Source organism: Flavobacterium sp. SOK18b (assembly GCF_014156605.1).
Taxonomy (GTDB): Bacteria; Bacteroidota; Bacteroidia; order Flavobacteriales; family Flavobacteriaceae; genus Flavobacterium; species Flavobacterium tiangeerense.
Genome location: NZ_QKNZ01000096.1, coordinates 1 through 26,106 on the forward strand (window position 1 = coordinate 1; position 26,106 = coordinate 26,106).

28 protein-coding genes are annotated in these 26,106 nt (G+C 35.5%); 1 reads left to right on the forward strand and 27 read right to left on the reverse strand.

Features of this window, described 5'->3' with window-relative positions:
• Positions 1–486: 486 nt before the first annotated feature.
• The 9 genes from DNC80_RS13030 to DNC80_RS13070 all read right to left on the reverse strand — a co-directional run bounded on the left by DNC80_RS13030 (position 487) and on the right by DNC80_RS13070 (position 12,170).
• Complete coding sequence (locus tag DNC80_RS13030) at positions 487–954, reverse strand: UpxY family transcription antiterminator (protein ID WP_370628759.1); 468 nt, start codon at positions 952–954, stop codon at positions 487–489.
• A gap of 1,314 nt (positions 955–2,268) precedes the next feature.
• A complete protein-coding gene (locus DNC80_RS13035; protein WP_182651604.1) occupies positions 2,269–3,276 on the reverse strand; it encodes a mannose-1-phosphate guanylyltransferase in 1,008 nt (335 codons plus the stop codon).
• 104 nt (positions 3,277–3,380) lie between these two features.
• Entirely contained in the window at positions 3,381–4,664 is a 1,284-nt protein-coding gene (locus DNC80_RS13040; RefSeq protein ID WP_182651605.1) for a nucleotide sugar dehydrogenase, read from the reverse strand.
• A 309-nt stretch (positions 4,665–4,973) separates the two neighbouring features.
• Positions 4,974–6,365: a UDP-glucose 6-dehydrogenase gene (locus DNC80_RS13045; protein ID WP_182651606.1), complete on the reverse strand. Its 1,392-nt coding sequence runs from the start codon at positions 6,363–6,365 to the stop codon at positions 4,974–4,976.
• An 82-nt stretch (positions 6,366–6,447) separates the two neighbouring features.
• Positions 6,448–7,431 carry an SDR family oxidoreductase gene (locus tag DNC80_RS13050; protein WP_182651607.1) on the reverse strand — a complete coding sequence of 328 codons (984 nt, stop codon included), beginning with the start codon at positions 7,429–7,431 and terminating at the stop codon, positions 6,448–6,450.
• 21 nt (positions 7,432–7,452) lie between these two features.
• Positions 7,453–9,900: a polysaccharide biosynthesis tyrosine autokinase gene (locus DNC80_RS13055; protein ID WP_182651608.1), complete on the reverse strand. Its 2,448-nt coding sequence runs from the start codon at positions 9,898–9,900 to the stop codon at positions 7,453–7,455.
• 15 nt (positions 9,901–9,915) lie between these two features.
• The gene (locus DNC80_RS13060; protein WP_182651609.1) at positions 9,916–10,704 is read right to left on the reverse strand and encodes a polysaccharide biosynthesis/export family protein; all 789 of its coding nucleotides are present in this window, start codon (positions 10,702–10,704) and stop codon (positions 9,916–9,918) included.
• A gap of 72 nt (positions 10,705–10,776) precedes the next feature.
• Positions 10,777–11,397, reverse strand: a complete 621-nt coding sequence (recR, locus tag DNC80_RS13065; RefSeq protein ID WP_182651610.1) for a recombination mediator RecR — start codon at positions 11,395–11,397, stop codon at positions 10,777–10,779.
• A 407-nt stretch (positions 11,398–11,804) separates the two neighbouring features.
• A complete protein-coding gene (locus DNC80_RS13070) occupies positions 11,805–12,170 on the reverse strand; it encodes a CoA-binding protein (protein WP_086452740.1) in 366 nt (121 codons plus the stop codon).
• A gap of 147 nt (positions 12,171–12,317) precedes the next feature.
• Between DNC80_RS13070 and DNC80_RS13075 the strand changes: the two genes are divergently transcribed.
• Positions 12,318–12,947: a MarC family NAAT transporter gene (locus DNC80_RS13075; RefSeq protein WP_086452741.1), complete on the forward strand. Its 630-nt coding sequence runs from the start codon at positions 12,318–12,320 to the stop codon at positions 12,945–12,947.
• A gap of 55 nt (positions 12,948–13,002) precedes the next feature.
• Here the strand turns inward: DNC80_RS13075 and ctlX are convergent, their stop codons facing one another.
• From ctlX to rplF, 18 genes are all read right to left on the reverse strand, one after another.
• Positions 13,003–13,938 carry a citrulline utilization hydrolase CtlX gene (gene ctlX / locus DNC80_RS13080; RefSeq protein WP_182651611.1) on the reverse strand — a complete coding sequence of 312 codons (936 nt, stop codon included), beginning with the start codon at positions 13,936–13,938 and terminating at the stop codon, positions 13,003–13,005.
• Positions 13,939–14,014: 76 nt separating this feature from the next.
• Positions 14,015–14,929, reverse strand: coding sequence for a dimethylarginine dimethylaminohydrolase family protein (locus DNC80_RS13085; protein WP_182651612.1), 915 nt, complete (start codon positions 14,927–14,929; stop codon positions 14,015–14,017).
• 66 nt (positions 14,930–14,995) lie between these two features.
• Entirely contained in the window at positions 14,996–16,279 is a 1,284-nt protein-coding gene (locus DNC80_RS13090) for a citrate synthase (RefSeq protein ID WP_182651613.1), read from the reverse strand.
• Between the two features lie 156 nt (positions 16,280–16,435).
• Positions 16,436–17,728 (reverse strand): phosphopyruvate hydratase, encoded by a 1,293-nt coding sequence (gene eno / locus DNC80_RS13095; protein ID WP_182651614.1) that lies wholly within the window; start codon positions 17,726–17,728, stop codon positions 16,436–16,438.
• 245 nt (positions 17,729–17,973) lie between these two features.
• Positions 17,974–19,074, reverse strand: coding sequence for a glutamine-hydrolyzing carbamoyl-phosphate synthase small subunit (gene carA, locus DNC80_RS13100; RefSeq protein ID WP_182651615.1), 1,101 nt, complete (start codon positions 19,072–19,074; stop codon positions 17,974–17,976).
• A 187-nt stretch (positions 19,075–19,261) separates the two neighbouring features.
• A complete protein-coding gene (gene rplQ / locus DNC80_RS13105; protein WP_182651616.1) occupies positions 19,262–19,750 on the reverse strand; it encodes a 50S ribosomal protein L17 in 489 nt (162 codons plus the stop codon).
• Positions 19,751–19,814: 64 nt separating this feature from the next.
• Positions 19,815–20,807 carry a DNA-directed RNA polymerase subunit alpha gene (locus DNC80_RS13110; protein WP_086452748.1) on the reverse strand — a complete coding sequence of 331 codons (993 nt, stop codon included), beginning with the start codon at positions 20,805–20,807 and terminating at the stop codon, positions 19,815–19,817.
• 21 nt (positions 20,808–20,828) lie between these two features.
• Positions 20,829–21,434 carry a 30S ribosomal protein S4 gene (gene rpsD / locus DNC80_RS13115; protein WP_086452749.1) on the reverse strand — a complete coding sequence of 202 codons (606 nt, stop codon included), beginning with the start codon at positions 21,432–21,434 and terminating at the stop codon, positions 20,829–20,831.
• 94 nt (positions 21,435–21,528) lie between these two features.
• Positions 21,529–21,912: a 30S ribosomal protein S11 gene (gene rpsK / locus DNC80_RS13120; protein ID WP_024981527.1), complete on the reverse strand. Its 384-nt coding sequence runs from the start codon at positions 21,910–21,912 to the stop codon at positions 21,529–21,531.
• 8 nt (positions 21,913–21,920) lie between these two features.
• Positions 21,921–22,295, reverse strand: coding sequence for a 30S ribosomal protein S13 (gene rpsM, locus DNC80_RS13125; protein WP_144893894.1), 375 nt, complete (start codon positions 22,293–22,295; stop codon positions 21,921–21,923).
• A 2-nt stretch (positions 22,296–22,297) separates the two neighbouring features.
• Complete coding sequence (ykgO, locus tag DNC80_RS13130; RefSeq protein ID WP_008992256.1) at positions 22,298–22,414, reverse strand: type B 50S ribosomal protein L36; 117 nt, start codon at positions 22,412–22,414, stop codon at positions 22,298–22,300.
• Positions 22,415–22,427: 13 nt separating this feature from the next.
• Positions 22,428–22,643 (reverse strand): translation initiation factor IF-1, encoded by a 216-nt coding sequence (infA, locus tag DNC80_RS13135; RefSeq protein ID WP_007136545.1) that lies wholly within the window; start codon positions 22,641–22,643, stop codon positions 22,428–22,430.
• Positions 22,644–22,646: 3 nt separating this feature from the next.
• The gene (gene secY / locus DNC80_RS13140) at positions 22,647–23,993 is read right to left on the reverse strand and encodes a preprotein translocase subunit SecY (RefSeq protein ID WP_144893896.1); all 1,347 of its coding nucleotides are present in this window, start codon (positions 23,991–23,993) and stop codon (positions 22,647–22,649) included.
• A 13-nt stretch (positions 23,994–24,006) separates the two neighbouring features.
• Positions 24,007–24,459, reverse strand: a complete 453-nt coding sequence (gene rplO, locus DNC80_RS13145) for a 50S ribosomal protein L15 (RefSeq protein WP_086452752.1) — start codon at positions 24,457–24,459, stop codon at positions 24,007–24,009.
• A gap of 11 nt (positions 24,460–24,470) precedes the next feature.
• Entirely contained in the window at positions 24,471–24,653 is a 183-nt protein-coding gene (gene rpmD / locus DNC80_RS13150) for a 50S ribosomal protein L30 (RefSeq protein WP_086452753.1), read from the reverse strand.
• A gap of 12 nt (positions 24,654–24,665) precedes the next feature.
• Positions 24,666–25,193, reverse strand: coding sequence for a 30S ribosomal protein S5 (gene rpsE, locus DNC80_RS13155; RefSeq protein WP_035668102.1), 528 nt, complete (start codon positions 25,191–25,193; stop codon positions 24,666–24,668).
• A 6-nt stretch (positions 25,194–25,199) separates the two neighbouring features.
• The gene (gene rplR / locus DNC80_RS13160; RefSeq protein WP_086452754.1) at positions 25,200–25,550 is read right to left on the reverse strand and encodes a 50S ribosomal protein L18; all 351 of its coding nucleotides are present in this window, start codon (positions 25,548–25,550) and stop codon (positions 25,200–25,202) included.
• Between the two features lie 11 nt (positions 25,551–25,561).
• Positions 25,562–26,104, reverse strand: a complete 543-nt coding sequence (gene rplF / locus DNC80_RS13165) for a 50S ribosomal protein L6 (protein ID WP_182651617.1) — start codon at positions 26,102–26,104, stop codon at positions 25,562–25,564.
• Positions 26,105–26,106 lie beyond the last annotated feature (2 nt).

A 26,106-nucleotide genomic window follows, 5' to 3' on the forward strand; every position in this document is an offset into this window, starting at 1 on the left:
TTGCGCTTTTGATTTTCAGGCTTGATCTTTTGTTTCTTTTGAAATGTCAATTCACGACCACCCAAAAATTAATAACTCGTGAGTAATCAAGGCAAAAGAAAAGAAAAGGCATGAACAAAAAGGCCGTCTGCTACAATGAAAGCGTGTTGATGGGATTCTTCCTTCGTCAGAATGACAAAATTGGGGACGAATCGTAAAGAATGAATAGCACATTGCGTTTAGTAAAAACTAACCTCCTGTGATTAACAATTCGTAAAACCGCCCTTAAATAAAAAGCATAAAAAACAACGAAAAGCAAAGTGGAAGCAGTCCGCAAGTTGAGGCTGAAAGCCGAACGGCTCGGGCTGCGAAACGGAGCTTTAGAGGTATTTTTTAAGTTTTGAATTTTCAGGCTTGATCTTTTGTTTCTTTTGTACCAAGACAAAAGAAAAGAATAAACTTGAAAATATAAATTTCCTAATTAAATCAAGACACTTGAAAAAAACCTTATTTCTTCTCTACTTTAAGCACACAACCCAAAGATTCCAACACCAGCAAATAATGGTTTTGTTTGACTTCTTGAACAGTAGCCTCTTGATCTATAAATGGACCAGATTCTAAAATAATTTTATCCCCTTTTTTCCATGTCTCAATAACAACATCAAATGTATCTGGGGCTGAAAGCCACTTCTGAATCGTTTCAATCTCTTTGTCTTTAACAATTGCAGGTTTCCCTAACCAAAACAAGTAGCGCACTACACCTGGAACATCAAAAACACTATTTCGGTCTTTGTCCGCTAGTTGCACAAAAATATAGGAATTAAACAAAGGTAGCTGTACCTTTTTTTTTCGATCAGACCATTGCGTGATTTTAGTAATTATTGGACAATAGGCATTAACTCCCATTTCCGTCAAACGTTCCGCTACTTTTTTTTCCGATTTTGGTTTGGTATACAGTACATACCAATTCATCATTGTGTTCATTTTCATTGTTCAATTCAAGAATGGACAAATATAATACTCCAATTGCGATAATACAGCAGTTGTAGTTATTTTTTAAGATGAAAATACTGGGATTATGAACACCTCTTAATACATCTGGGGTTTAAGTAAAAAGTTTTCAGTTTTAAGTTTTCAGTTTTAAGTAATTAGTCCTAAGTAAAGAGTGTTCAGTCTCAGATTTAAAGTTTAAGTTCACAGTTTAAAACTTATAAATAGAACTGCTACATAAACGAATTCGCAAAAACCGCCCTTAATTAAAAACGTAAAAAAAACAACGAAAAAAACGCAGTTGCTGCAGTCCACGAGTTGAGGGGAGAAAAGTGTTCCGTATTCAGTGCTCAGTATTCAGTATTAGTCCTTATTTAAGAATTTTCAGTTTAAAGTTTAAGGTTTCAGTTCACAATTTATAAATAGAACTGCCACGTATACGAATTCGGAAAAAGCGCCGTTAAATAAAAAGCATAAAAAAAAAACGATAAAGCAAAGTGGCAGCAGTCCGCGAGTTGAGGGGAGGAAAGTGTTCCGTATTCAGTGCTCTGTATTCAGCATTTGTCCTTATTAAAGAATTTTCAGTTTAAAGTTTAAAGTTTAGAGTTTCAGTTCACAGTTCACAATATATAAATAGAACTGCTACGTATACGAATTCGTAAAAAGCGCCCTTAAATAAAAAGCATAAAAAAAACGATAAAGCAAAGTGCCAGCAGTCCGCGAGTTGAGTGGAGGAAAGTGTTCCGTATTCAGTGCTCAGTATTCAGTATTTGTCCTTATTAAAGAATTTTCAGTTTAAAATTTAAAGTTTCAGGTTTCAGTTCACAATTCACAATTCACAATTCACAGTTCACAGTTCACAGTTCACAATTTATAAATAGAACTGCTACGTATACGAATTCGAAAAAAGCGCCCTTAAATAAAAAGCATAAAAAACAACGAAAAAGCAAAGCGGCAGCAGTCCGCAAGTTGAGGACGTAGTCCGAACGGCTCGAGCTGTGGAGCGGCGCTTTGAGGTAGTTTTTACGCTTTTGATTTTCAGGCTTGATCTTTTGTTTCTTTTGTATCAAGACAAAAGAAAAGAATAAACACAAAAATGAAATTGTCTGCTAAAATGAAGAATATGTGGAGACGGATCGTTCCTCTGCATGACAAAAGCTCTCCATAACTAAACAACCCGACAATCAAAACGAAAAATTTAATCGCTTGATTATTCCGTAAAATACATCAAAAAAAAAAAAATGTGCCAAAACAACTTCTATAAAAAAGTCTTTTCGGCACATTTTGATAAAAAAACCACTACTCTAATAAATCAGAATTACTCTTCTCTAATTCCGTATAAATATTTTTCACTTCTTGTGAACTCTCTTTTTGCAAAATCAAATTGGCATTCTCTGTATGCACAAAAATAGCATTCTTCAACCCCACAAAAGCAGTATACACATCCGTCCCGATTACCATATTGCCATTAGCATCGGTAACATGCCCTTTTGAAACCAAATAATCATAAACGGATTCAAAAGACCCTAAATCAGACCATTTGAACTCAGACGAAACCACTTTAATTTTTTTACTGCGTTCCATCACCGCATAATCCACACTAATAGACGGAATAGCCATTGACAATTCTAAATCCAATTGCCCTGCTTTGTTGGCTTCCCAAACCTGCTTGGATTTTTCGTATACTTCTACATTATACAATTTTAATTCTTCTAAAAACACCGCAGCTTTAAAACAAAACATACCGCTGTTCCACAAAAAATTCCCATTCTTGATAAAATCTTTAGCCGATACTTTATTGGGTTTTTCTCTAAACGAAATTACATCGTCAGCAGAGCGTTCTATGTAACCATAACCGGTTTCGGGTTTAGTAGGAACAATTCCAAAAGTAACAATATATCCCTGTGATGCTTTTTCTACTGCTTCACTAATAGATTTTTCATAAGCGGCAGTACCATCAATAATATGATCAGAGGGTGTAACGATTAAAATCGTATCTGGATCTGAAGCAAAGGCTGCAAAAGCAATTGCGGCAGAAGTATTTCTTGGAGTTGTTTCAATAATATCTACATAAGCAGTACCCGATTTTTCTAACACTTTTTTACTTAAATGACAATTGTCTGTATTTCCAACAACCATTACCGTGTCTGCCAAGGATCGATTGCGATCAACGGTCATTTCAAATAAAGACTTGCCATCAAACAAATCCAAATATTGTTTGGGTTGGCTTTTACGCGATAAAGGCCATAGCCTGCTTCCCACTCCTCCTGTAAGAATTACGTGTGTAATAGAACTTACTTTTTTCATAATACGCTATATTTTATTGGAATCCTTGATTTATTTTGAATAGCACAAAGGACTTCATATTCTTTCTCACAACACTACAATAGATTTTTAAACCGTATCTACTGTTATAAACGACCGTCGGCTCGATCTCCTAAAATGCCTTTCACATCGTAGAGCAAACTTTTTTGACTTTGCAAGGAAGAAAAATCCAAATCTACAAAAACAGTATGTGCTACACCCAAAACCACTGCGTCAAAACGTTCTACTGGTAGTTCTGTTATAGTGGTTAAATTGTATTCTCTTGCTACCTCAACTGGATTTGCCCAAGGATCATAAATCGTGATTTGAATGCCATAATCGGCTAAAGCCTTTATAACATCTACAATCTTGGTATTGCGCACATCTGGACAATTCTCTTTGAAAGTGATGCCTAACATTAACAATCGAGCACCATTGACAATAACTCCTTTTTTAATCATTAACTTCACCACTTGTGAGGCCACATAGTCTCCCATACTGTCATTCAAACGGCGTCCAGCCAAAATGATTTCGGGATGGTAACCAAACTCTTGTGCTCGTTGTGCCAAATAATACGGATCAACACCAATGCAATGTCCGCCTACCAATCCAGGTTTGAAGGGTAAGAAATTCCATTTGGTTCCCGCCGCGTCTAGTACCGCTTGGGTATCTATTTGCATCAAGTTGAAAATTTTGGCTAATTCATTTACAAATGCAATGTTGATATCCCGCTGGGAATTCTCGATTACTTTTGCCGCCTCAGCCACTTTTATTGATGGGGCTAAATGTGTGCCAGCAGTAATCACCGATTGATACAATTCATTCACTTTTTGACCAATTTCAGGAGTAGAGCCTGATGTCACTTTTAGTATTTTTTCAACCGTATGCTCTTTGTCGCCTGGATTAATTCGTTCTGGAGAGTACCCAGCAAAAAAGTCCACATTGAATTTCAAACCCGACTGCTTTTCTAGAACAGGAACACACTCTTCCTCGGTCACTCCCGGATATACAGTAGATTCATAAATGACAATATCTCCTTTTTTCAGTACTGACCCGACGCTTTCGCTGGACTTAAACAAGGGCGTTAAATCAGGTCGGTTATTTTTATCAACGGGGGTTGGTACAGTGATAATAAAATAATTACAATCGGCTATTTCAGCCAAATTGGCTGTGCAATAGAGTCCGTTTTTATCACTAGGCGCTGTTAGCAACACCTGCTGTAAAGTAGCATTATCTACTTCAAGAGTCGCATCGATTCCTGAGGCAAGACCTGCTATTCGAGCCTGATTGATATCAAATCCTACAACAGGATACTGGGTAGCAAATAATCGTGCTAAAGGAAGACCAACGTATCCCAGCCCAACTACTGCTATTTTTATAGGTACACTCAACTTATTTTTTACTATTAATGATTTGAAATTACGCTTTTGAGCGTTGTCATTTGAAACTGATTTATTTTTTATGAAATGTTTTTTTACACACCTTCATTGATGTTCGCGAAAAAAGCTCCTATTCCATTTAAGTGAAAGTTTTTTTTCGCAACCAGATACGTTTGGTGTGCTAAATAAATTAACTATAGAGAACTACTAATCATTAGATCCCTATGCAGCACAAAGATAGCTAAAATTGCTCTTGATTCTCTACTTCGTCTGACGCAGTAGAAGGCGGATCTAAGCGCAATTCCCATCTCCAACCCTTGTTTACGAACCGATTCCTTGGTACACAAATCCAATGGCACGTAGTTGTGCTGCATCCAGCACATTGCGTCCATCAAAAATAAAGGCGGGTTTTTGCATGGCATCAAATATTTTTTGCCAGTCGTAGTGGATAAACTCATCCCACTCGGTTAATATAGCAATAGCGTGCGCATCTTGGCAAGCCTCATAGGGATCCCTATAAGAAGTCACACTATCCTGGTTGTGTTCCGGACTGCGTGTTGCTAGATAATTAAGATCCTCTAGTATTTTTTTAGAGGACACTTTTGGATCGTATACTGCTATTTTTGCATGCTCATTGATCAAATCATCGGCCACAAATATTGCTGCCGATTCTCTAGTATCATTGGTATCTTTCTTGAAAGCCCAACCTAAAAAAGTAATTTTTTTATCCGAAACCGTATTGTACAGTGTTTGTACAATACCATTAGAAAAACGTCTTTTTTGATGATCGTTCATGATGATTACTTGTTCCCAATAATCGGCTACTTCATGTAATCCGTATGATTTAGCAATGTATACTAAATTCAAAATGTCCTTTTGAAAGCAAGAACCGCCAAAACCAACGGAAGCTTTTAAGAATTTAGGTCCGATCCTACTGTCCATTCCTATTGCTTTAGCCACTTCATTAATATCAGCGCCTGTTTTCTCACAGAGTTCAGACATGGCATTTACAGATGAGATTCGCTGTGCCAAAAATGCATTGGCAGTAAGCTTAGACAGCTCAGAAGACCAAACATTTGTCGTTAATATTTTATCTGTTGGCACCCAATTAGAGTAAACTTGAACCAGTGCCTCCATTGCCTTTTTCCCTTCGGGAGTAGTGTCGCCCCCAATCAGTATGCGGTCTGGCTGCAATAAATCTGTCACGGCCGTACCTTCCGCTAAAAACTCAGGATTCGATAGAATTTGAAATTGAACTCCGTTTCCGGTATGATCTAAAATACTTTTGATAGCCTCTGCCGTTCGAACCGGAAGTGTTGATTTTTCGACTACAATCTTATTGTCTTTGGCTACACGTGCAATTTGGCGTGCACACAATTCAATGTATTTCAAATCAGCAGCCATCCCCTTCCCTTTCCCATAGGTTTTGGTAGGCGTGTTTACAGAGATGAAAATAATTTGTGCTTCATCAATAGCTTGATCCACTGCTGTAGAAAAAAATAGATTTCTACCTCGAGCAGTAGCTACTATTTCGCTCAAACCAGGTTCGTAAATAGGTATATTATCCGTATTGGGATCGTTCCAAGCGGCAATTCGCTCTTCATTCAAATCCACAACGGTTACTTGTATATGGGGACATTTTTGTGCAATCACAGCCATGGTAGGACCACCTACATACCCTGCTCCAATGCAACAAATTTTTGTAATTTCCATTCTTTATATATTAAGCTTTTATTTAATTTTCTTTTTCATTTTATCTTGAAGTTTAAGAAGATTCTATTCTCTCTACTCCTTCTTATTTTAGATGCTCCCAATACCAGCCCACAGCCTCTTGCAAGCCTTTTTGCAATGAAAATTGCGGATTGTAGTGCAATAATCGTTGCGCTTTTTCAATGCTGGCCAAAGAATGCGGAATGTCTCCTGCGCGGTTAGGACCATATTCAACAGCTACATTCTCGATTTCAGGATCATATACCGATAAATACTGTTTTAAATAAGTGACCAAATTATTCAACGTATTCCTATCCCCAAATGCGGTATTGTACACCGTATTTACGGCTTCCGGGTTTTGCGTGAGCATGGCCAATTCATTCATTTGTATCACATTATCAATATAAGTGAAATCTCTAGAATAGTTGCCATCCCCATTTATTTTAGGGCTTTCGTGTTGCATTAACTGCATGACAAACTTAGGAATCACAGCAGCATAAGCGCCATTAGGATCTTGTTTCCTCCCAAAAACATTGAAATAACGCAATCCTATCGTTTCTAAACCGTATGATTTGCTAAATATTTCGGCATACAATTCGTTCACATATTTAGTAATGGCATAAGGCGAAAGGGGTTTACCGATCGTTTCCTCTACTTTTGGGAGGCCTTCTGAGTCTCCGTAGGTAGACGAACTGGCTGCATACACAAAACGTTTTACTTTATTATCTCGCGCAGCGACTAACATATTCAAAAAACCCGAAACATTCACTTCATTACTAGTAACAGGATCGTTTAATGATCTTGGTACCGAGCCTAAAGCAGCTTGGTGCAACACATAATCCACTCCGTTTACGGCTTCCATACAAGTGGTTGCGTTACGAATATCACCTTCTATCAATTGAAAATTAGGATGATTCAAACAGTTTTTTAAATTATGCAGGTGTCCCGTGGCAAAATTGTCCAAACATACTACTTGGTACTTTTTATCTAAAAAATACTCGCATAAGTTAGATCCAATAAAACCCGCACCACCGGTAACCAATATCTTTTTTTGCACTTCGTTTTCCATGCTATACTTTATTTAACTCGGTTAAGTGTTTCTCTTTTTGGTAATGCCTTTTATTTTTTGGAACCAACTTTTTGGCTTTTCCTCTTCGTAATAAGATCTATCATAAGTGCCATAACCGTAGCCATAGCCTGTTCCGTATTTAGCTTTGTTTTCTTGACCGTTTAAGATGATACTTGTATTGTTTAATTCCCCGCGCTTAATGCGATTATTCAATAAAGCAATCATGTCTTTTTTAGTGTAATTTTGACGAACAATATATAAAGTAACATCACAATATTGTGCTAATTCAAGCGCATCAGAAACTAATCCTACTGGTGGCGTATCCAATATTATATAATCGTATTCTAGCTTCAAGGCGTTAATCAAGTCCTCCATTCCCTGACTTATGATCATTTCTGAAGGGTTAGGCGGTATTGGTCCAGATAATATTACATCTAAATAAGGTATGTGCGTTTTATTGACAATCTCTTGAATTGATTTTTGCTTGATAATATAATTCACTACCCCTACTTCATTTGACAAATTAAACTCTACTGCGAGTCTAGGTTTACGCAAATCTAACCCAATTATAACCGTCTTTTTTTCGCTCAAGGCAAAAACCGTGGCGATGTTTATAGAACAAAACGTTTTTCCTTCACCACTTATTGAAGAGGTAATCATCAACGTTTTAGCACCATCGACATTTTGTTGTTTGTACAAAAACTGCAAGGAAGATCGAATAGCTCTAAAGGATTCTGACAATGCTGATTTTGGTTTGTCAAAAACTGCCAAGTTAGATTTCTCTTTATTGACCCCAACGACTCCTATCAATGGAATCTTGGTCATCTTATTAACATCATCGCTATTTTGAATAGCGTCATTAATAAAGAAAATAAAAAAAACGGCTATTAACGGAATCAAGATTCCAAGGAAAAGCGCCAAAATATAATTTACAGATGTTTTAGGCCCCACTAATCCGCCACCTACATCTTTAGCAGGATCTATAAAATGAATGTCTGATAAATTGGCTGCTTTTACAATATCAGCCTCCGAGCGTTTTTGTAAAAAAGTATTGTATATGTTGTCACTCAAGTCATACTTTCTTTTTATTTTTATAAGCTCTTGTTGGTCATCGGGTAGTTTTTTAATAGTACCTTCTGTAGCATTGATCTTACTGCTTACTAAAGCCAAATCATATTGTAAGGAAGATTTAGCTGTAATAATATTTTCTAGCAACACCCTTTTTACAGCTTCCATTTGGCTATCAAACTCTTGAAAAATCTTTTCGCTTTTGACCGCATAGGCCATTTCAGACCTTTGCGTAGACAAGGCAATTAATTTGGAAACATTTACTACTATGTTAGGATCATCAATTCCTGCCACAGATGGTGCTGGTAGTTTTGCGTAATTCACACTGTTATTTAAATACGATTTAAGAGAATTGTAATAAACAATCTTACGATTGATTTCATCTTTCTTAACATCATATCCCAGGATTTGTTCCGAGAATTTAGTACCACCATCCTCAACATCGTAAATATTTTTTCCTTTTCGAAACGACTTTAGTTCATTACCCGTTTCTTTAAGTTGAGACTCCATGGCTATCAAGGTACTGTCTATAAAAGCAATAGTATTTGTTGCAAATTTATTTTTACTGTCCAACTGTCTTTTAATTAACATCTTGACTGTAGCATTCAAATATTCAACCAAGCGGACTTTGTTAGTTCCTTGCATGCTCAAAGTAATAATTGACCCTGCTTTTTCATTGGTTTGAACGTTAATTCCTTTGTATGCAGAAACTGTTCCGTCAAAATCATTGAATTGAACAAAGTATTCGTTTCCCTTGTACATTCCTGGATTTTCGTTTAGTTCCAATTGCCAGTTGAGGAAAGGCAAAACTACTTTTTGTCCTACTTTATATCGCTTTACAAACTCACCTGCAACTACATTAGTATTGCCATACGTGTGGGTATCGTATTGAATAACCCCTACGCTTGTGTTTTCAAAAGGAATTTTGATTTCATATTCATTCTCAGTCAAAAATTTAATACTGATTCGTTGACCTGCCAGTTGTCCTTTAGTTTTGTCAATACGTACAAAAAAAGGAACCGCTCCGTAGGCATCTGTAAAATTATATTCCCCTTGAACTAAATAACTAATGTAGTACTGCAATTGATCTACTACGAGCTCATTGTGAGATCTGGATTGTAATGTAGTGGCAATGGTTTGTACTTGATCTGAGGTGCCTCCCCAATTGAAGACCAAACTCGTATTTGAGGTAAACAGAGGATTACTTTCTTCTTTGATGGCAATCATGGTTTCCATGCCATAAATTTTCTCTTTTCGGATGTTGACTTGATAAGCAATAGTCAATGCGATGGCTAGACTGATTAAAAACCAACGCCAATAGCTGCCAATTTTTATCAGAAAGCCTTTAAAATCAAAACTGACTTGGTTTTCGAAAATTGAAAAATCCTTAATGTCTAACATGTATCTTGTGCCTAATTAATTTCTTAACAATAAATAAGTGGTTGTTGCTAATGACAACAAAGTGATAATCGTTCCTAAAGATTCTATACCCGTTTTCCCGGTACCCCACGTTTTCTGCTTGAGCGGTTTGACATAAATATAGTCATTGGGTTGCAAATAAAAATAAGGAGATTGCATGACATTAATATCAGTAAGATCAATATCAGCCATTTGTACACCGGTAGACGTTTTTCGGATTACAGTAACGGCCTTCCTGTCTCCCGTTATGGTAATATCCCCTGCATTAGCAATGGCTTCCATAATGGTTACTTGCTCTTGAAATAATATTTTGGTACCTGGAGCACCTATTTCTCCATTCATAGTAAAACGCAAACCTGCTAATTTTACGGTTACAAAAACATTTGCTTCTTTAGTAAAATAGTCGGATAGCAGTTGTTTCTCTATTCTAAGTCGAATGTCATCGAGGGTGTACCCAATAACATTTAGCTCTCCCAAAACCGGAATGCGAATGTTTCCATGGTCATCTACCGTAAATCCATCAAAATACAAGCCTGCATCAGACTGACTAGGTTTTCCCCCATCATTTGCAATCGTAAAAATAGATGCTAGCTTTGGATCAATGGTTTTTATAGAAATGCTCAAAACATCATTTACTTGCAAACGGTAAGGTTTTGAAGCCACCATAGCAATAGGAACTTCTACTGATCCGTCTTTTTTTTGCAAATAAATTAAATCCTGCGTAGAAATGCATGACGTCATCAAAACACTGACTAACAATATTAAACAGCCTACAAATTTGTTCATTATTACTATTTTTATCCACAAATATAGCTTTTCATTTACGATATAAAAAGCCTCCTTATGGGATTGCGTTTATTAATTATTTTTTAATGATTTCTCAAAAGGTACTCGATGTAAAATACTGCGTCCCAACGTCACTTCATCAGCATATTCTAACTCATCACCCACAGCTATCCCTCTAGCAATAGTAGAAACTATGATGTTGCTCGATGCAATTTGCTTGAAAATATAAAAATTGGTTGTATCCCCTTCCATAGTAGAGCTCAAGGCAAATATAATTTCCTGCACGGCGCCCGATTTGACTTTTTCAACCAATGCTGTAATATGCAACTGGCTGGGACCAACACCGTCAATAGGAGAGATTTTCCCACCCAAAACATGATAAATACCTCTAAACTGATTGGTGTTTTCAATAGCCATAACATCTCTAATGTCCTCTACCACACAAATCACCTGGTGGTTTCTACTAGTATTAGAGCAAATCTCACACAGATCACTATCCGAAATGTTATTACAACTCACACAGTATTTGATATCGCCTCTCATGGATACTAAGGCTTGCGCCAAAAATCCAGTTTGCTCCTTAGGCTGTTTTAATAAATGCAAGACCAATCGCAATGCCGTTCGCTTCCCGATACCCGGAAGTTGCGACATTTCGTTGACTGCCTTTTCTAAAAGTTTTGATGAAAATTCCATACCTGCAAATGTAGCAATTTGTTTATTTGTTCCACGCCATTATTCCCGATTCCTAATCGTTGACCAAGCTATAATCGTGGTTTTATTTTTGCATCAATACACAGCGAAAAAATAAAAAAATAAAAGAGCTTGCTTTACACTCCATTTGTCAATATCCAACTATTTACAGTTTAATGACATTGTCTCATTGGCTTAAAGCCAAAAAAAAGAATTACATAGTAAGTGGTTATTTCATACTTTTCACGCAAATAGTATTCTTTTAACCGTCTTAATTGCGGTTCGTATCGAGAGACAAACCTGAAGCGGACAATCTTGTAGCTATGAAATGCGTATTAATAATATTTTTTTTGATCAAGAGCGGTTTAATAACTAATTAAGAAAATCAAAATCAATAAAACTTAAGAATATTAATACTGATTAGTAGCCAATAAAACTAGTGTACAAGCCACTTCTACCTTAATATTATTCAATTGTAACAACTGGTAAAACTCGGGATTCTCTGTTCCTGGATTAAAAATGACACGTTTGGGTTGTGCCTCAACTATATAATTGTAATAATCGCGTTGACGTGTTGGGTTAAGATATAACGTAACAGTGTCTATGTTTTTAAGTGGAATTGCTTTCGTTTGGATTTTGATTCCAGCTACTTCTCCTGCATTTTGTCCTACTGCTAGTACTGAATGTCCTTTTTCAACTAACTGCTGTACCGCTTTGAACGCGTAACGATCCGTTTTGGTCGTGGCACCCAGTACCAATGTTTTTTTATTCTTCATCCTTATCATCCTTTTATGAGTGACAAAAGTAAGCAAAAAGGTTCACCTTATGTAGTGATTATGGTAATTGTTACGGTGCAATAAAAAAACATTGTGCTAACAGTCCCAAACAAAAAATGAGTATTTTTGTGGTATTAAACAACAATTATGGATCTCTTTATTTATCTTTTTGTCGCGCTTTTCTCTGTATTGAATCCTATAGGTACGGTCCCTATATTTGTAGGTCTGACTCAAAATGACCCCAAAAAAGAACGCTCGCGCATTTCTTTATGGACAGCCATAAACGTTTTTATCATCTTAATAGTTTCTTTTTTTATCGGACAATATGTTTTGCTTTTTTTTGGAATCAGCATTGATGCCCTTCGCATTGCAGGAGGCCTTATCATTGTAAGTTCTGGATTTTCATTGCTCTCTGGTAAGTTTACCAAAAAAAGAGGAATCAACAAAAAAGCCGAAACGGAAGCGCAACAGCGAAATGATATTGCCTTAACACCACTTGCTATACCTATGCTAGCAGGACCAGGATCCATATCGCTCCTGATTGCTTTTTATCAAGAACACAACAGCACCACAGAAATCATTATTTCTACGCTAGCTATTTTAGCCATTGCAGTAACTATTTTTATCATCTTACGCAGCGCTCATTACCTTGCCAAAATATTAGGTGCTTCTGGGATTATTGCTATTTCCAGAATTGTAGGCTTTATTGTAATCGCCATTGGAATACAATACATTGTAAGCGCTATCATTAACATCATCAAAGTAAATCTTTCATAAAAAAAGGAAGCGGATCATTCAGTGAATGATCCGCTTCTTTTTTAATGTACTTTTTTTAGCTTCTTGGTAAGAAAATCTCAGCCATCATGCATCGGGCACTTCCGCCACCGCAAGCTTCAATGGTATCTAGACTTGAACTCAGTATTGTAGCATGCTTTTCTAGTTGCGCCACTTGCTTCTCTGTAAGCGCTTGATGCGCCGCAGCACTCATAATCAAGAATCTTTTACCAGCAGTTCCTTGCACTTCAAGCATGTTTCCTGCAAAACTATTCATTTGGTCTTCGGTTATTAAGACAACCTCTTTATTGTTTTCTTTTAAATTATCCAGAACCATTTTGCGCTCTTTTTTGTCGTCTATACAATCCGCACAAATTACTGCGAAGGTTTCGCCCAAACACATCATGACATTGGTATGGTAAATCAATTTTCGTTCGCCATCAACAGTCTGAAACGCTTCAAAAAGAACTGGAGCATAATCAAAATCTTCACAAAACTCAATAAACAATTCCTCATCTGCACGAGGTGATAAAGCACAATACGCTTTAGAATTGGTTCTATCCAAAAGAATACTACCAGTACCTTCTAAGAAAAACCCATCCTCTTCTGCTGATGTGTAATCTACTATATTGTGTATGACAAAACCTTTATCTTCTAACAAATCTAATAGGTCCTCACGGCGTTCTTGACGTCTGTTCTCAGCAAACATTGGATACAAAGCTACATCTCCATTTTCATGAAAAGAAATCCAGTTGTTTGGAAAAATACTATCTGGCGTATCTGGATCTAGCGTATCATTTACTACGGTAACATCTATACCTGCAGCAACCAATTTAGCTACAAAATCATCAAATTCGTGCTGTGCTTTCGCATTTACAGTTGCAGGCAATAAGCCATCTAGCACTTTTTGATAGTAATTATTCACAGCCGTTTGCTCGTTCATTCTAAAAGCTACGGGTCTAATCATCAAGATGGAATTGGTAGTTTGTTTCATATATTTTTAGTTTAAAGTTGAGTTGTTTAAAGTTGAATATTAAATTCTGTTCCACTTTAAACTTCTAAACAAATATTTATTCTCTAATTAAAGGTAAGGTCGAGCATCGCAACAAGCCTTCTTGTTTTGCAATCTCGGCATAGGAAATCTCTTCTACTGTAAAACCGTTTTCTCGAAGCCAATTGTTGAGTCTCGTAAAATTTCGTTCCGAAACCACAACATGAGTATCAATTGAAAAAACATTAGAATTCATGTGATACATTTCTTCTCGAGTCAAATGAAAAAGATTTTCTTTACCAAAAAGATCTACAAGAAACATATAATCGGCTTCTTCTCTAAACCCGTTTTTGTAGATAATTCCTTTGTTATTTCCTAAAGGCTGAAAACAACAATCCAAATGTAAGGCATTGTCTCGAGCTTCAATTTTTGATTTTACCAAATCAAAAGCTTTCACTTTTTTATGTGGAAATAGCTCTGTGATGTATTGCACCCCTAACAAATTAGTACGCGCCGTAATGTAATCTTTATAATCACTACCCTTGTATGTCCCAATGAAAATATAGTCATCCCATAACATCACGTCTCCGCCTTCTATATGCACTTCTTCTGGAGGTCGTACTACGGTCTCAGGTTTTATTTGATCAATAATATATTGAATTGCATCGAGCTCTCTCTCCCTGTCTGGTAAAATATTAGATTTGATAAAGGTGTTTTCAATTACAAAACCAATATCTCTAGTAAAAATTTGATTGTAATTCTCAATCATTTCAGGTCGGTACACCTCCACGTCATACTTCTCCAACACCTGCTTGAAAGCATCCATTTCCTGTATCATATCCTGCTCTATTGGATAGGTACCAGCTAGAATATGCTCTAGTGATTTTGGATCATAAGCTTCTTCTGCTGTAGGTGTCGGTCCATTGTGAAGTGCTGATCCCAGTACTACAGCACGGAGTCTTGCTGTTTCATTTTTAACATTAATTGGTAACATGTGTATTTTCCCTTTTTAGCAAATATAAAAAAAGCTTCACTAAATAGTGAAGCTTTTAAAGTGTTTTTATCTTTTATCTGCGGTAACAAAATCGCGTAATGGATGACCTGTATATACTTGTCTTGGTCTACCAATAGGCTCTTTATTTTCACGCATTTCTTTCCATTGTGCAATCCATCCTGGCAAACGTCCAATGGCAAACATTACAGTGAACATATCTGTAGGAATACCTAAAGCTCTGTAAATAATTCCAGAATAAAAATCTACGTTAGGGTATAAATTTCTAGATTTGAAATACTCGTCTTCTAGCGCTGCCTCTTCTAGTTTTTTAGCAATAGCAAGAATTGGATCTTCAACTCCTAAAGTTGCTAAAACTTCATTGGCTGCTTTTTTGATAATTTTAGCTCTTGGATCAAAGTTTTTATATACTCTGTGACCAAATCCCATCAAACGGAATGGATCATTTTTGTCTTTGGCTTTAGCCATATACTTATCTGCATCACCACCTGTTGCATGAATTTCTTCTAGCATTTCAAGTACTGCTTGATTAGCACCTCCATGTAACGGACCCCATAATGCTGATACTCCAGCTGAGATAGAAGCAAACAATCCTGCATGAGAAGAACCTACCATTCTTACCGTAGAAGTTGAACAATTTTGCTCGTGATCTCCGTGAAGAATAAATAATTTGTCTAACGCATCAATAACAATTGGATTTGCTTTGAACGGCTCTGTAGGCAATTCAAACATCAAACGCATGAAATTTTCAACATATCCTTTCGTATTATCATAATAATTCAAAGGATAGCCCATGCTTTTTCTGTACGTCCAAGTTGCAATCACAAGGAATTTACCCATGGTTTTACAAACCGCTTCATACATTTCTTTTTCATTATCAACATTTACCGATTTCGGGTTAAATGCTGTCAAAGCACTAGTTAAAGCAGATAAAACGCCCATTGGGTGAGCCGTTTTTGGAAAACCGTCGATGATGTTTTTCATCTCTTCGTTAACCAAGGTATATTTTCTAATATCCGTTTCAAACTGAGCCAACTGTTCTTTACTTGGTAATTCTCCAAAAATTAAAAGATAAGATACCTCTAGAAAATCAGCTTTATCTGCAAGATCTTCAATGGCATATCCTCTATAACGAAGAATTCCTAATTCTCCATCTAAAAAAGTAATTTCACTTTTACAAGATCCTGAATTTTTGTACCCTGGATCAATAGTAATGATACCAGATAAATCACGTAATTTGTTAATATCAATGGCTACTTCATTCTCACTTCCAACTACAACAGGAAGTTCGATTTTTTTTCCATCAATTTCTAATGTGGCTATTTTTGACATAATATAATTGGAAATAAACTTTTAAAATAATAATTTCCCAAATCTATGAAATTTAACACTAATTAAAAAGAGAATACCAGAATGAAATTGTTAAATATTATACAAAAAGCCACTCACAAAAAGTGAATGGCTCTCCATCATTTAGCAAAAAAGCTATTATTTTATTTTAAAAGCATTCTGTCCAGGAAAATAGGCAGATGTACCCAATTCTTCTTCAATGCGCAACAATTGGTTGTATTTTGCCATACGATCAGACCTAGAGGCTGATCCTGTTTTAATTTGTCCACAGTTTAATGCTACAGCTAAGTCAGCAATAGTATTATCCTCTGTCTCTCCAGAACGGTGTGACATTACCGAAGTATATCCTGCATTCTTAGCCATATTTACAGCAGCAATCGTTTCTGTTAAAGTCCCAATTTGGTTTACTTTAATCAATATTGAATTTGCAATACCTTTTTCAATACCTGTTGACAAGCGCTCTACATTGGTAACAAACAAATCATCCCCTACCAGTTGCACTTTGTCACCTATTTTTTCGGTAAGCAATTTCCAACCGTCCCAGTCATTTTCATCCATACCATCTTCAATAGATATAATTGGATATTTAGCAACCAATTCGGCTAAATATTCTACTTGCTCAGCAGATGTTCTTACTTTACCAGTCTCTCCTTCAAACTTAGAGTAATCGTATTTTCCGTTTACATAAAATTCTGCAGCAGCACAATCTAAAGCGATCATAATTTCATCGCCAAAAGAATAACCTGCAGCTTCAACTGCTTTTTTAATGGTATCCAAAGCATCCTCTGTTCCGCCAGCAAGATTTGGTGCAAAACCACCTTCATCCCCTACAGCTGTTGAAAGACCTCTATCATGTAAAACCTTTTTCAAACTATGAAAAATCTCCGTTCCCATTTGCATGGCTTGTGAAAAAGTAGTTGCTTTCACCGGGAAAATCATAAACTCTTGAAATGCAATAGGTGCATCAGAGTGCGATCCGCCGTTAATAATGTTCATCATTGGTACCGGCAAAGTATTCGCAGAAACACCTCCCACGTAACGATATAATGGCAATCCAAGTTCATTTGCCGCTGCTTTGGCTACAGCCAAAGAAACACCAAGAATAGCATTGGCACCCAAACTAGATTTATTAGGAGTTCCGTCTAAGTCTATCATCATTTGATCAATCTGATTTTGCTCAAATACAGATACACCAACCAATTCTTCAGCAATCACAGTATTTACATTGTTCACTGCATTCATAACTCCTTTTCCAAGATACGCTTTACCACCATCTCGTAACTCAACAGCTTCATGCTCTCCGGTTGAAGCTCCTGATGGAACTGCAGCTCTACCCAATACACCATTATCTGTAATTACATCTACTTCAATAGTAGGGTTCCCTCTTGAATCAAAAATTTGTCTCGCGTGAATTTTTATAATAATACTCATAAACTGAATTTTTTAAATTTTACATTACAAATATATTCTAAGTTTTGGAATGATTTTATGAAAATAATGAATGTTATTAACGAAAACGTTATAATTTAATTTCCAAAGAACCAATTTAATAATCTGAAGAGCGTATCAAGTCAATAGCTTGTATTTTAAGCCTATTTCTGAAAATACGAAACAAGAAAACGGGTTTGACTTTTTAAATGTCAAACCCGTTTCTTAATTCTCAGTAAAAAATAAATTTATCCTTTTAAGTTATCAATAAATTGATCAAATAAATAAGAAGAATCATGTGGTCCAGGGCTAGCCTCAGGATGGTATTGAACTGAAAAACAATTTTTGTTTCTCATACGCATTCCTGCAACTGTTCCGTCGTTAAGATGTACATGTGTAATTTCAAGCGCATCGTTAGCATCAAGATCTTCTTTACTAACTGCAAAACCATGATTTTGCGAAGTAATTTCACCTTTTCCAGTAACTAAATTTTTAACCGGATGATTGATCCCTCTATGCCCATTAAACATTTTATAGGTCGAAATCCCATTCGCTAAACCAATAATTTGGTGCCCCAAACATATCCCGAATAAAGGAGCATTTGCATCCAAAATATCTTTCGCAACTTTAATAGCACTTGCTAATGGCTCCGGATCTCCAGGTCCATTAGAAAGGAAATAACCGTCAGGATTGAAAGACTTTAAATCCTCAAAAGTGGCATCATATGGAAAGACTTTGATATAGCAATCTCTTTTAGCAAAATTGCGTAGAATATTTTTCTTAATACCTAAATCTAAAGCAGCTATTTTATATTTTGAATTTTCCTCTCCATAAAAATAAGGAACAGTCGTAGAAACTTTAGAAGCCAATTCTAATCCTTTCATGTCAGGAACATTAGCCAAAGCTACTTTTAAATCTTCAACCGCTGTTCCATCTGTACAAATGACAGCATTCATGGCACCATTATCTCTGATATAGTTAACTAAAGCTCTTGTATCCACATCCGAAATACAAATCAGGTTTTGCTTCTTGAAATAATCTTCCAAACTTTCTGAAGCATCTGCTCGAGAATAGTTGAAACTGAAATTCTTGCAAATCAAACCAGATATTTTAATAGATTCTGATTCTACTTCATTAACATTAACCCCATAATTACCAATGTGAGCATTGGTGGTAACCATTAACTGTCCAAAATAAGATGGATCCGTAAAGATCTCTTGATATCCAGTCATGCCTGTATTAAAGCAAACTTCTCCAAAAGTAGTTCCGCTAATCCCGATTGATTTCCCATGAAAAATAGTTCCATCACTTAGTAAAAGGATTGCAGATTGTCGTGTTGTGTATTTCATTAGTATAGTGTTTGTGTAATATACTAACCAAGGTTAGCATGTATTGATAATAAATACTTCATGAAGAAGTACAACAATTCACCAAATTATAATAACAAATATCAATCATAAATTATAAAAAGGCTAAAAAAAAAGGATAAACTATAAATAGCTTATCCTTGATTTTATTGAATCATTATTTTCATAATTACTCAGCAGTCTCAGTAGTAGAATCCGTTTCAGCAACAGGAGCTTCAGCAGCCTCATCAGCTTTTTTAGCTTTTCCACCACGACGGCTTTTAGCTTTTTTCACTTCTTTTTTACCACCATTGTAAAGTTCATTAAAATCAACAAGTTCGATCATTGCCATATCAGCATTATCTCCCAAACGATTTCCAACTTTAATGATACGTGTGTATCCACCTGGACGGTCTCCTACCTTAGCAGCTACATCTCTGAATAAATCAGTTACAGCATATTTACTACGTAAGTAAGCAAAAACAATACGACGATTGTGAGTCGTATCCGCTTTAGATTTTGTTATTAATGGCTCAACAAATTGTTTAAGCGCTTTTGCTTTAGCAACAGTAGTATTAATACGTTTGTGCTCAATAAGAGAACAAGCCATATTAGCTAACATAGATTTTCTATGAGCTGTCTGTCTGCTTAAGTGATTGAATTTTTTTCCGTGTCTCATGACGTGTTTTTTTTAAACCTTCATCTTGCTACAATCCTCTTTGGAGAGCAAAATACGAAGTGGTTTATTCTTTATCTAATTTGTATTTTGCTAAATCCATCCCGAAGTTCAAATTTTTAACTGCAACAAGTTCATCAAGTTCAGTTAAAGATTTTTTACCAAAATTTCGGAATTTCATTAAATCATTTTTATTGAAAGATACTAAATCACCAAGTGTATCAACTTCAGCCGCTTTCAAGCAATTTAATGCTCTAACAGAAAGATCCATATCAACAAGCTTAGTTTTAAGCAACTGTCTCATGTGTAATGACTCTTCATCATAAGATTCTGTTTGTGCAATTTCGTCAGCCTCGAGTGTAATTCTTTCATCAGAAAACAACATAAAGTGATGAATCAAAACTTTAGCTGCTTCAGTAAGCGCATCTTTAGGATTAATAGAACCATCAGTTTTAATTTCAAAAACTAATTTTTCGTAATCCGTTTTTTGCTCTACACGGAAGTTTTCAATAGCATACTTTACATTTTTAACAGGCGTAAAAATAGAGTCTGTAAAAATAGTTCCTATTGCAGCATTCTGCTTCTTGTTTTCTTCAGCTGGAACATAACCTCTACCTTTTTCGATAGTTAAATCGAAATTAAGTTTGATTTTACTATCTAAATTACAAATTACAAGATCTGGATTTAGAACTTGAAAACCTGAAATAAATTTTTGAAAATCACCAGCAGTTAACTGATCTTTACCTGAAACAGAAATAGTAACTGATTCATTATCTATATCTTCTATTTGACGTTTGAAACGTACTTGCTTAAGATTAAGTATAATTTCGGTAACGTCTTCAACAACTCCTGAAATAGTAGAAAACTCATGATCTACACCTTCAATGCGAACAGATGTAATTGCATAACCTTCTAATGCAGAAAGCAAAACTCTTCTAAGTGCATTACCAACGGTCAATCCGTATCCTGGTTCTAAAGGTCTAAATTCAAATTTACCTTCAAAATCGGTTGAATCGATCATGATAACTTTATCGGGCTTCTGAAAATTAAATATTGCCATAAATTTCGACTAAGTCAATTATTATTTGTTGTACAACTCTACGATTAATTGTTCTTTAATGTTTTCTGGAATTTGAAGTCTTGCAGGAACAGATACAAAAGTACCTTCTTTAAGATCGCTATTCCATGTAATCCATTCATAAACATGACTTGAATTAGATAAAGAACGTTCGATAGCCTCTAATGATTTAGATTTTTCACGAACAGCAACTTTATCACCAGGCTTAAGGTGGTAAGAAGGAATATTTACAACTTCACCATTAACGGTAACGTGTCTGTGAGAAACTATTTGACGAGCACCTCTTCTAGAAGGAGCAATACCCATTCTAAAAACAACGTTATCTAATCTTGCTTCACATAATTGTAATAAAACTTCACCAGTAACTCCTTTAGTAGCTGATGCTTTTTCGAATAAGTTTCTGAATTGTTTTTCTAAAATTCCATAAGAATATTTAGCTTTTTGCTTTTCCATTAACTGAACAGCATACTCAGACTTTTTTCCTCTTTTTTTAGCCATCCCGTGTTGTCCAGGAGGATAATTTCTTTTTTCGAATGCTTTATCATCACCGAAAATTGCTTCGCCAAATTTACGAGCTATTCTTGTACTAGGACCAGTATATCTTGCCATTTTAAATTGTTTAAGATTGAGATTATGAATTCAGGTCAAATCCTTCGATAATCGAAATTCAATCTAGGTTATACTATAATTATTATTTTGAGTATTATACTCTACGTCTTTTAGGAGGACGACATCCGTTGTGAGGCATTGGAGTAACATCAATAATTTCAGTAACCTCAATACCACCATTGTGCAAAGAACGAATAGCAGACTCACGTCCGTTTCCTGGTCCTTTTACATAAACTTTAACTTTTTTAAGTCCAGCTTCAAGAGCTACTTTACTACAATCTTCTGCTGCCATTTGAGCTGCATACGGAGTGTTCTTTTTAGAACCTCTGAAACCCATTTTACCAGCTGAAGACCATGAAATAACTTCACCTTTTTTATTAGTCAAAGAAATGATAATGTTATTGAAGGTAGCAGAAATATGAGCTTCACCCGTTGATTCAACGATAACTTTACGTTTTTTTGCTGTTGCTTTAGCCATATTACTTATTATTTAGTTGCTTTTTTCTTGTTAGCAACAGTTTTTCTTTTACCTTTTCTTGTTCTAGAGTTGTTCTTAGTTCTTTGTCCTCTTAAAGGAAGACCTGTTCTATGACGAATACCTCTATAACATCCAATATCCATTAAACGTTTGATGTTTAAAGAAACTTCTGAACGCAATTCACCTTCAATTTTGAAAGATGATACAGCATCACGAATTGCTCCGATCTCGTCATCATTCCAATCTTGAACTTTTTTGTCTTGGCTAACTTGAGCTTTTTCTAAAATCTCAACAGCTCTACTTCTACCTAATCCAAAGATATAGGTTAGTGCAATAACACCTCTCTTATTTTTTGGGATATCTACCCCTGCTATTCTTGCCATAATTATCCTTGTCTTTGTTTAAATCTAGGATTCTTTTTGTTTATTACGTACAATCTCCCTTTTCTTCGTACAATTTTGCACTCGGGACTTCTCTTTTTTACTGAAGCTCTAACTTTCATTTTTGAATATCCTTTAATATCTATAAGTAATTCTCGCTTTTGACAAATCGTAAGGGCTCATTTCTAGTTTAACCTTATCACCAGGTAATAATTTAATGTAATGCATACGCATTTTACCAGAAATATGTGCAATTACAATATGTCCATTCTCTAACTCTACACGGAACATTGCATTTGATAATGCTTCAATGATTGAACCGTCTTGTTCTATTGCTGATTGTTTTGCCATAAATTAAGCTACTGCTTTTCTATTTTTACCACTTTTCATTAATCCATCATAATGCTTATTCAACAGGTATGAATTGATTTGTTGAACAGTGTCAATGGCAACACCAACCATAATAATTAATGAAGTACCTCCAAAAAACATTGCCCATGATTGTTGAACATCCATCAAGCTTACAACTATCGCAGGGAACACAGCGATCAAAGCAAGAAATATTGATCCAGGGAATGTAATTAAAGACATCACTTTATCAAGGTAGTCAGAAGTTTCAACACCAGGCTTAACACCAGGAATAAAACCACCACTTCTCTTTAAATCATCAGACATTTTATTTGTTGGAACTGTAATAGCCGTGTAAAAGAATGTAAATACAATGATTAACGTTGCAAATACAAAATTATACCAAAAACCAAACATATTACTGAATGCTCCAACTATTGACTGTGAAGTATCTGAATCTGATAAACCAGCTAGTGCTGCAGGAATAAACATAATTGCTTGCGCAAAAATAATTGGCATAACCCCAGAAGCATTAAGCTTTAAAGGAATCCACTGTCTATTACCATTCATCATATCTTGTTCAAAATCTCCAGACGTTGTGCGTCTAGCATATTGAACAGGAATTCTTCTTACTGCCATCACTAAAAGCACACAGCTAATAATTACCAACAACCAAAGAATAATTTCAATAACCAATAACATTGGTCCTCCATTGTTATTTGAAACTCTTGATGTGAATTCTTGCATAAAAGCTTGAGGCAATCTAGCAAGTATTCCTACCATAATCAATAATGAAATACCATTTCCAATTCCTTTGTCAGTAATTTTTTCACCAAGCCACATTGCAAAAATGGTACCAGTAACAAGAATTACAACAGAAGAGAATAAAAACTCAAAAGAATTAAAACCTAATAAAAAAGCATTACCAGGAAGAGTTCTATACAAGTTATAGATGTAGGTAGGTCCTTGAACTAAAGTAATTCCAATTGTCAACCAACGTGTGATTTGATTTATTTTTTTTCTACCACTCTCTCCATCACTTTGAAGCTTTTGCAAATAAGGAATCGCAATTCCCATAAGCTGGACTACAATAGATGCAGAAATGTATGGCATAATCCCAAGTGCAAAAACAGAAGCTTGAGAAAATGCACCACCAGTAAACATGTCAAGAATTGAACCAATTCCTTCTTTGGTCTGTCCGGCTAAATTAGCCAATTGAGTTGCATCAATACCTGGTAAGGTCACTTGAGCACCAAAACGATAAACTAAAAGAAGACCGAAAGTAATTAGAATTCTATTTTTTAGTTCTTCAATTTTCCAAACATTACCTATTGATTCAATAAATTTCTTCATATTATACAGAAAATTACATTACTATAGCTTCTCCACCAGCAGCTTCGATAGCAGCTTTTGCAGTAGCAGTAAATTTGTGAGCGGTTACTTTTAATTTTGCTTTCAATTCACCTCTACCTAAAATCTTAACGATTTCATTTTTGGTAGCCAAACGGTTAGCAACATAAACTGACATATCAACAGTATCTTGAACGATACCATTTTCAACTAAAAGTTGAAGAGTATCAAGATTGACACCTTCGTAATCTTTACGATTGATGTTTGTAAAACCAAACTTAGGTACACGTCTTTGAAGTGGCATTTGCCCACCTTCAAAACCAATCTTTTTAGAATAACCAGAACGAGATTTTGCTCCTTTATGTCCTCTTGCAGAGGTACCACCTTTTCCAGAACCTTCTCCTCTACCTAATCTTTTATTTTGATTGTGCGTAGAACCTTCAGCAGGTTGTAAGTTACTTAAATTCATAACAGTATTTGTTATTTAGCTTCTTCAACAGAAACTAAGTGTTTAACTTTATTTATCATACCAAGGATTGTAGGATTTGAATCATGCGCTACAACTTGTCCCATTTTACGTAGACCTAAAGCTTCTAATCCTCTTTTTTGAGAAAGTGGACAGTTGATTTTGCTTCTAACTTGTTTTACTAATAATTTAGCCATAATTTCCTTGTATTAACCTTTAAAAACTTTCTCTAAAGAAACACCTCTTTGTTTTGCAACAGTGTAAGCACTTCTCATTTGTAATAAAGCATCAAAAGTTGCTTTTACCACGTTGTGTGGATTTGAAGATCCTTGTGATTTTGAAAGTACATCATGTATACCAACTGATTCTAAAACTGAACGAACAGCTCCACCAGCAATAACTCCAGTACCATGAGATGCAGGAATTAAAAATACACGTGCACCACCAAATTTACCTTTTTGTTCGTGAGGTACAGATTGACCATTCAAAGGAATCTTTACTAGATTTTTCTTAGCATCTTCTACTGCTTTTGCAATAGCTTCAGAAACATCTTTAGATTTACCTAAACCGTGACCAACAACACCGTTTTCATCACCTACAACTACAATAGCAGAAAAACCAAAAGCTCTACCACCCTTTGTAACTTTAGTAACACGATTTACACTCACCAAACGATCTTTTAATTCAAGACCACTAGGTTTTACCAACTCTACATTTTTGTATTTACTATTAGACATACTATATTAGAATTTAAGTCCAGCCGCTCTCGCGCCTTCTGCTAATGATTTAATACGCCCGTGATACAAGTAACCTCCTCTATCAAAAGTTACAACTTCTATCCCAGCTTTTAAAGCTTTTTCAGCAACCAATTTCCCAACTGCTGTAGCAACTTCAATATTCGTACCCTTACCTATTTCTTTTTCTCTTGAAGAAGCTGCTAGCAAAGTAACTCCGTTTACGTCATCAATTAATTGAGCGTAAATTTCTTTATTACTTCTAAAAACAGATAGTCTTGGATTAGTAGCAGTACCACTAATTGTCTTTCTAATTCTGAATCTAATTCTTTGTCTTCTTTCAGGTTTTGTTAATGACATAATCTTATTTTTTAAGCTGATTTACCTGCTTTTCTTCTTAATACTTCACCCACGAATTTAACTCCTTTTCCTTTGTATGGCTCTGGCTTACGGAAACCTCTAATTTTCGCAGCTACTTGACCTAAAAGTTGTTTATCAAATGATGTTAACTTTACAATTGGGTTTTTACCTTTCTCAGATATAGTTTCTAAAGTAACTTCAGGAGCAATCTCTAAAATAATATTGTGTGAAAAACCAAGAGCTAAATCTAATTTTTGACCTTGATTTGAAGCTCTATAACCAACTCCAACAAGTTCTAACGATTTAGTAAAACCATCTGTAACACCAACTATCATGTTGTTGATAAGTGAACGATACAAACCATGTTTTGCTCTTTGATCTTTATGATCAGATGACCTGTCAACTTGAACTTGACCATCTTCAACTGTTACAGTAACGTCCGAAAACTCCTGAGTTAGTTGACCGTTTTTTCCCTTAACTGTAATAACTCCGTTTGCTACTTCAACAGTAACACCTGCAGGAACTATTATAGGATTTTTACCTATTCTTGACATCT

Bases quoted from the DNA above. Each gene is read 5' to 3' on its own strand.
- DNC80_RS13085 (WP_182651612.1), bottom strand. From the start codon at position 14,929: ATGTTACCAATTAATGTTAAAAATGAAACAGCAAGACTCCGTGCTGTA.
- DNC80_RS13070 (WP_086452740.1), bottom strand. From the start codon at position 12,170: ATGAAGAATAAAAAAACATTGGTACTGGGTGCCACGACCAAAACGGAT.
- rplR (WP_086452754.1), bottom strand. From the start codon at position 25,550: ATGTCATTAACAAAACCTGAAAGAAGACAAAGAATTAGATTCAGAATT.
- rplF (WP_182651617.1), bottom strand. From the start codon at position 26,104: ATGTCAAGAATAGGTAAAAATCCTATAATAGTTCCTGCAGGTGTTACT.
- DNC80_RS13060 (WP_182651609.1), bottom strand. From the start codon at position 10,704: ATGAACAAATTTGTAGGCTGTTTAATATTGTTAGTCAGTGTTTTGATG.
- rplO (WP_086452752.1), bottom strand. From the start codon at position 24,459: ATGAATTTAAGTAACTTACAACCTGCTGAAGGTTCTACGCACAATCAA.
- DNC80_RS13030 (WP_370628759.1), bottom strand. From the start codon at position 954: ATGATGAATTGGTATGTACTGTATACCAAACCAAAATCGGAAAAAAAA.
- DNC80_RS13035 (WP_182651604.1), bottom strand. From the start codon at position 3,276: ATGAAAAAAGTAAGTTCTATTACACACGTAATTCTTACAGGAGGAGTG.
- rpsD (WP_086452749.1), bottom strand. From the start codon at position 21,434: ATGGCAAGATATACTGGTCCTAGTACAAGAATAGCTCGTAAATTTGGC.
- rplQ (WP_182651616.1), bottom strand. From the start codon at position 19,750: ATGAGACACGGAAAAAAATTCAATCACTTAAGCAGACAGACAGCTCAT.
- DNC80_RS13110 (WP_086452748.1), bottom strand. From the start codon at position 20,807: ATGGCAATATTTAATTTTCAGAAGCCCGATAAAGTTATCATGATCGAT.
- eno (WP_182651614.1), bottom strand. From the start codon at position 17,728: ATGAGTATTATTATAAAAATTCACGCGAGACAAATTTTTGATTCAAGA.
- DNC80_RS13050 (WP_182651607.1), bottom strand. From the start codon at position 7,431: ATGGAAAACGAAGTGCAAAAAAAGATATTGGTTACCGGTGGTGCGGGT.
- DNC80_RS13090 (WP_182651613.1), bottom strand. From the start codon at position 16,279: ATGTCAAAAATAGCCACATTAGAAATTGATGGAAAAAAAATCGAACTT.
- ykgO (WP_008992256.1), bottom strand. From the start codon at position 22,414: ATGAAAGTTAGAGCTTCAGTAAAAAAGAGAAGTCCCGAGTGCAAAATT.
- secY (WP_144893896.1), bottom strand. From the start codon at position 23,993: ATGAAGAAATTTATTGAATCAATAGGTAATGTTTGGAAAATTGAAGAA.
- rpmD (WP_086452753.1), bottom strand. From the start codon at position 24,653: ATGGCTAAATTATTAGTAAAACAAGTTAGAAGCAAAATCAACTGTCCA.
- infA (WP_007136545.1), bottom strand. From the start codon at position 22,643: ATGGCAAAACAATCAGCAATAGAACAAGACGGTTCAATCATTGAAGCA.
- rpsE (WP_035668102.1), bottom strand. From the start codon at position 25,193: ATGTCTAATAGTAAATACAAAAATGTAGAGTTGGTAAAACCTAGTGGT.
- DNC80_RS13075 (WP_086452741.1), top strand. From the start codon at position 12,318: ATGGATCTCTTTATTTATCTTTTTGTCGCGCTTTTCTCTGTATTGAAT.
- rpsM (WP_144893894.1), bottom strand. From the start codon at position 22,295: ATGGCAAGAATAGCAGGGGTAGATATCCCAAAAAATAAGAGAGGTGTT.
- recR (WP_182651610.1), bottom strand. From the start codon at position 11,397: ATGGAATTTTCATCAAAACTTTTAGAAAAGGCAGTCAACGAAATGTCG.
- DNC80_RS13055 (WP_182651608.1), bottom strand. From the start codon at position 9,900: ATGTTAGACATTAAGGATTTTTCAATTTTCGAAAACCAAGTCAGTTTT.
- ctlX (WP_182651611.1), bottom strand. From the start codon at position 13,938: ATGAAACAAACTACCAATTCCATCTTGATGATTAGACCCGTAGCTTTT.
- carA (WP_182651615.1), bottom strand. From the start codon at position 19,074: ATGAAATACACAACACGACAATCTGCAATCCTTTTACTAAGTGATGGA.
- DNC80_RS13045 (WP_182651606.1), bottom strand. From the start codon at position 6,365: ATGGAAATTACAAAAATTTGTTGCATTGGAGCAGGGTATGTAGGTGGT.
- rpsK (WP_024981527.1), bottom strand. From the start codon at position 21,912: ATGGCTAAAGCAACAGCAAAAAAACGTAAAGTTATCGTTGAATCAACG.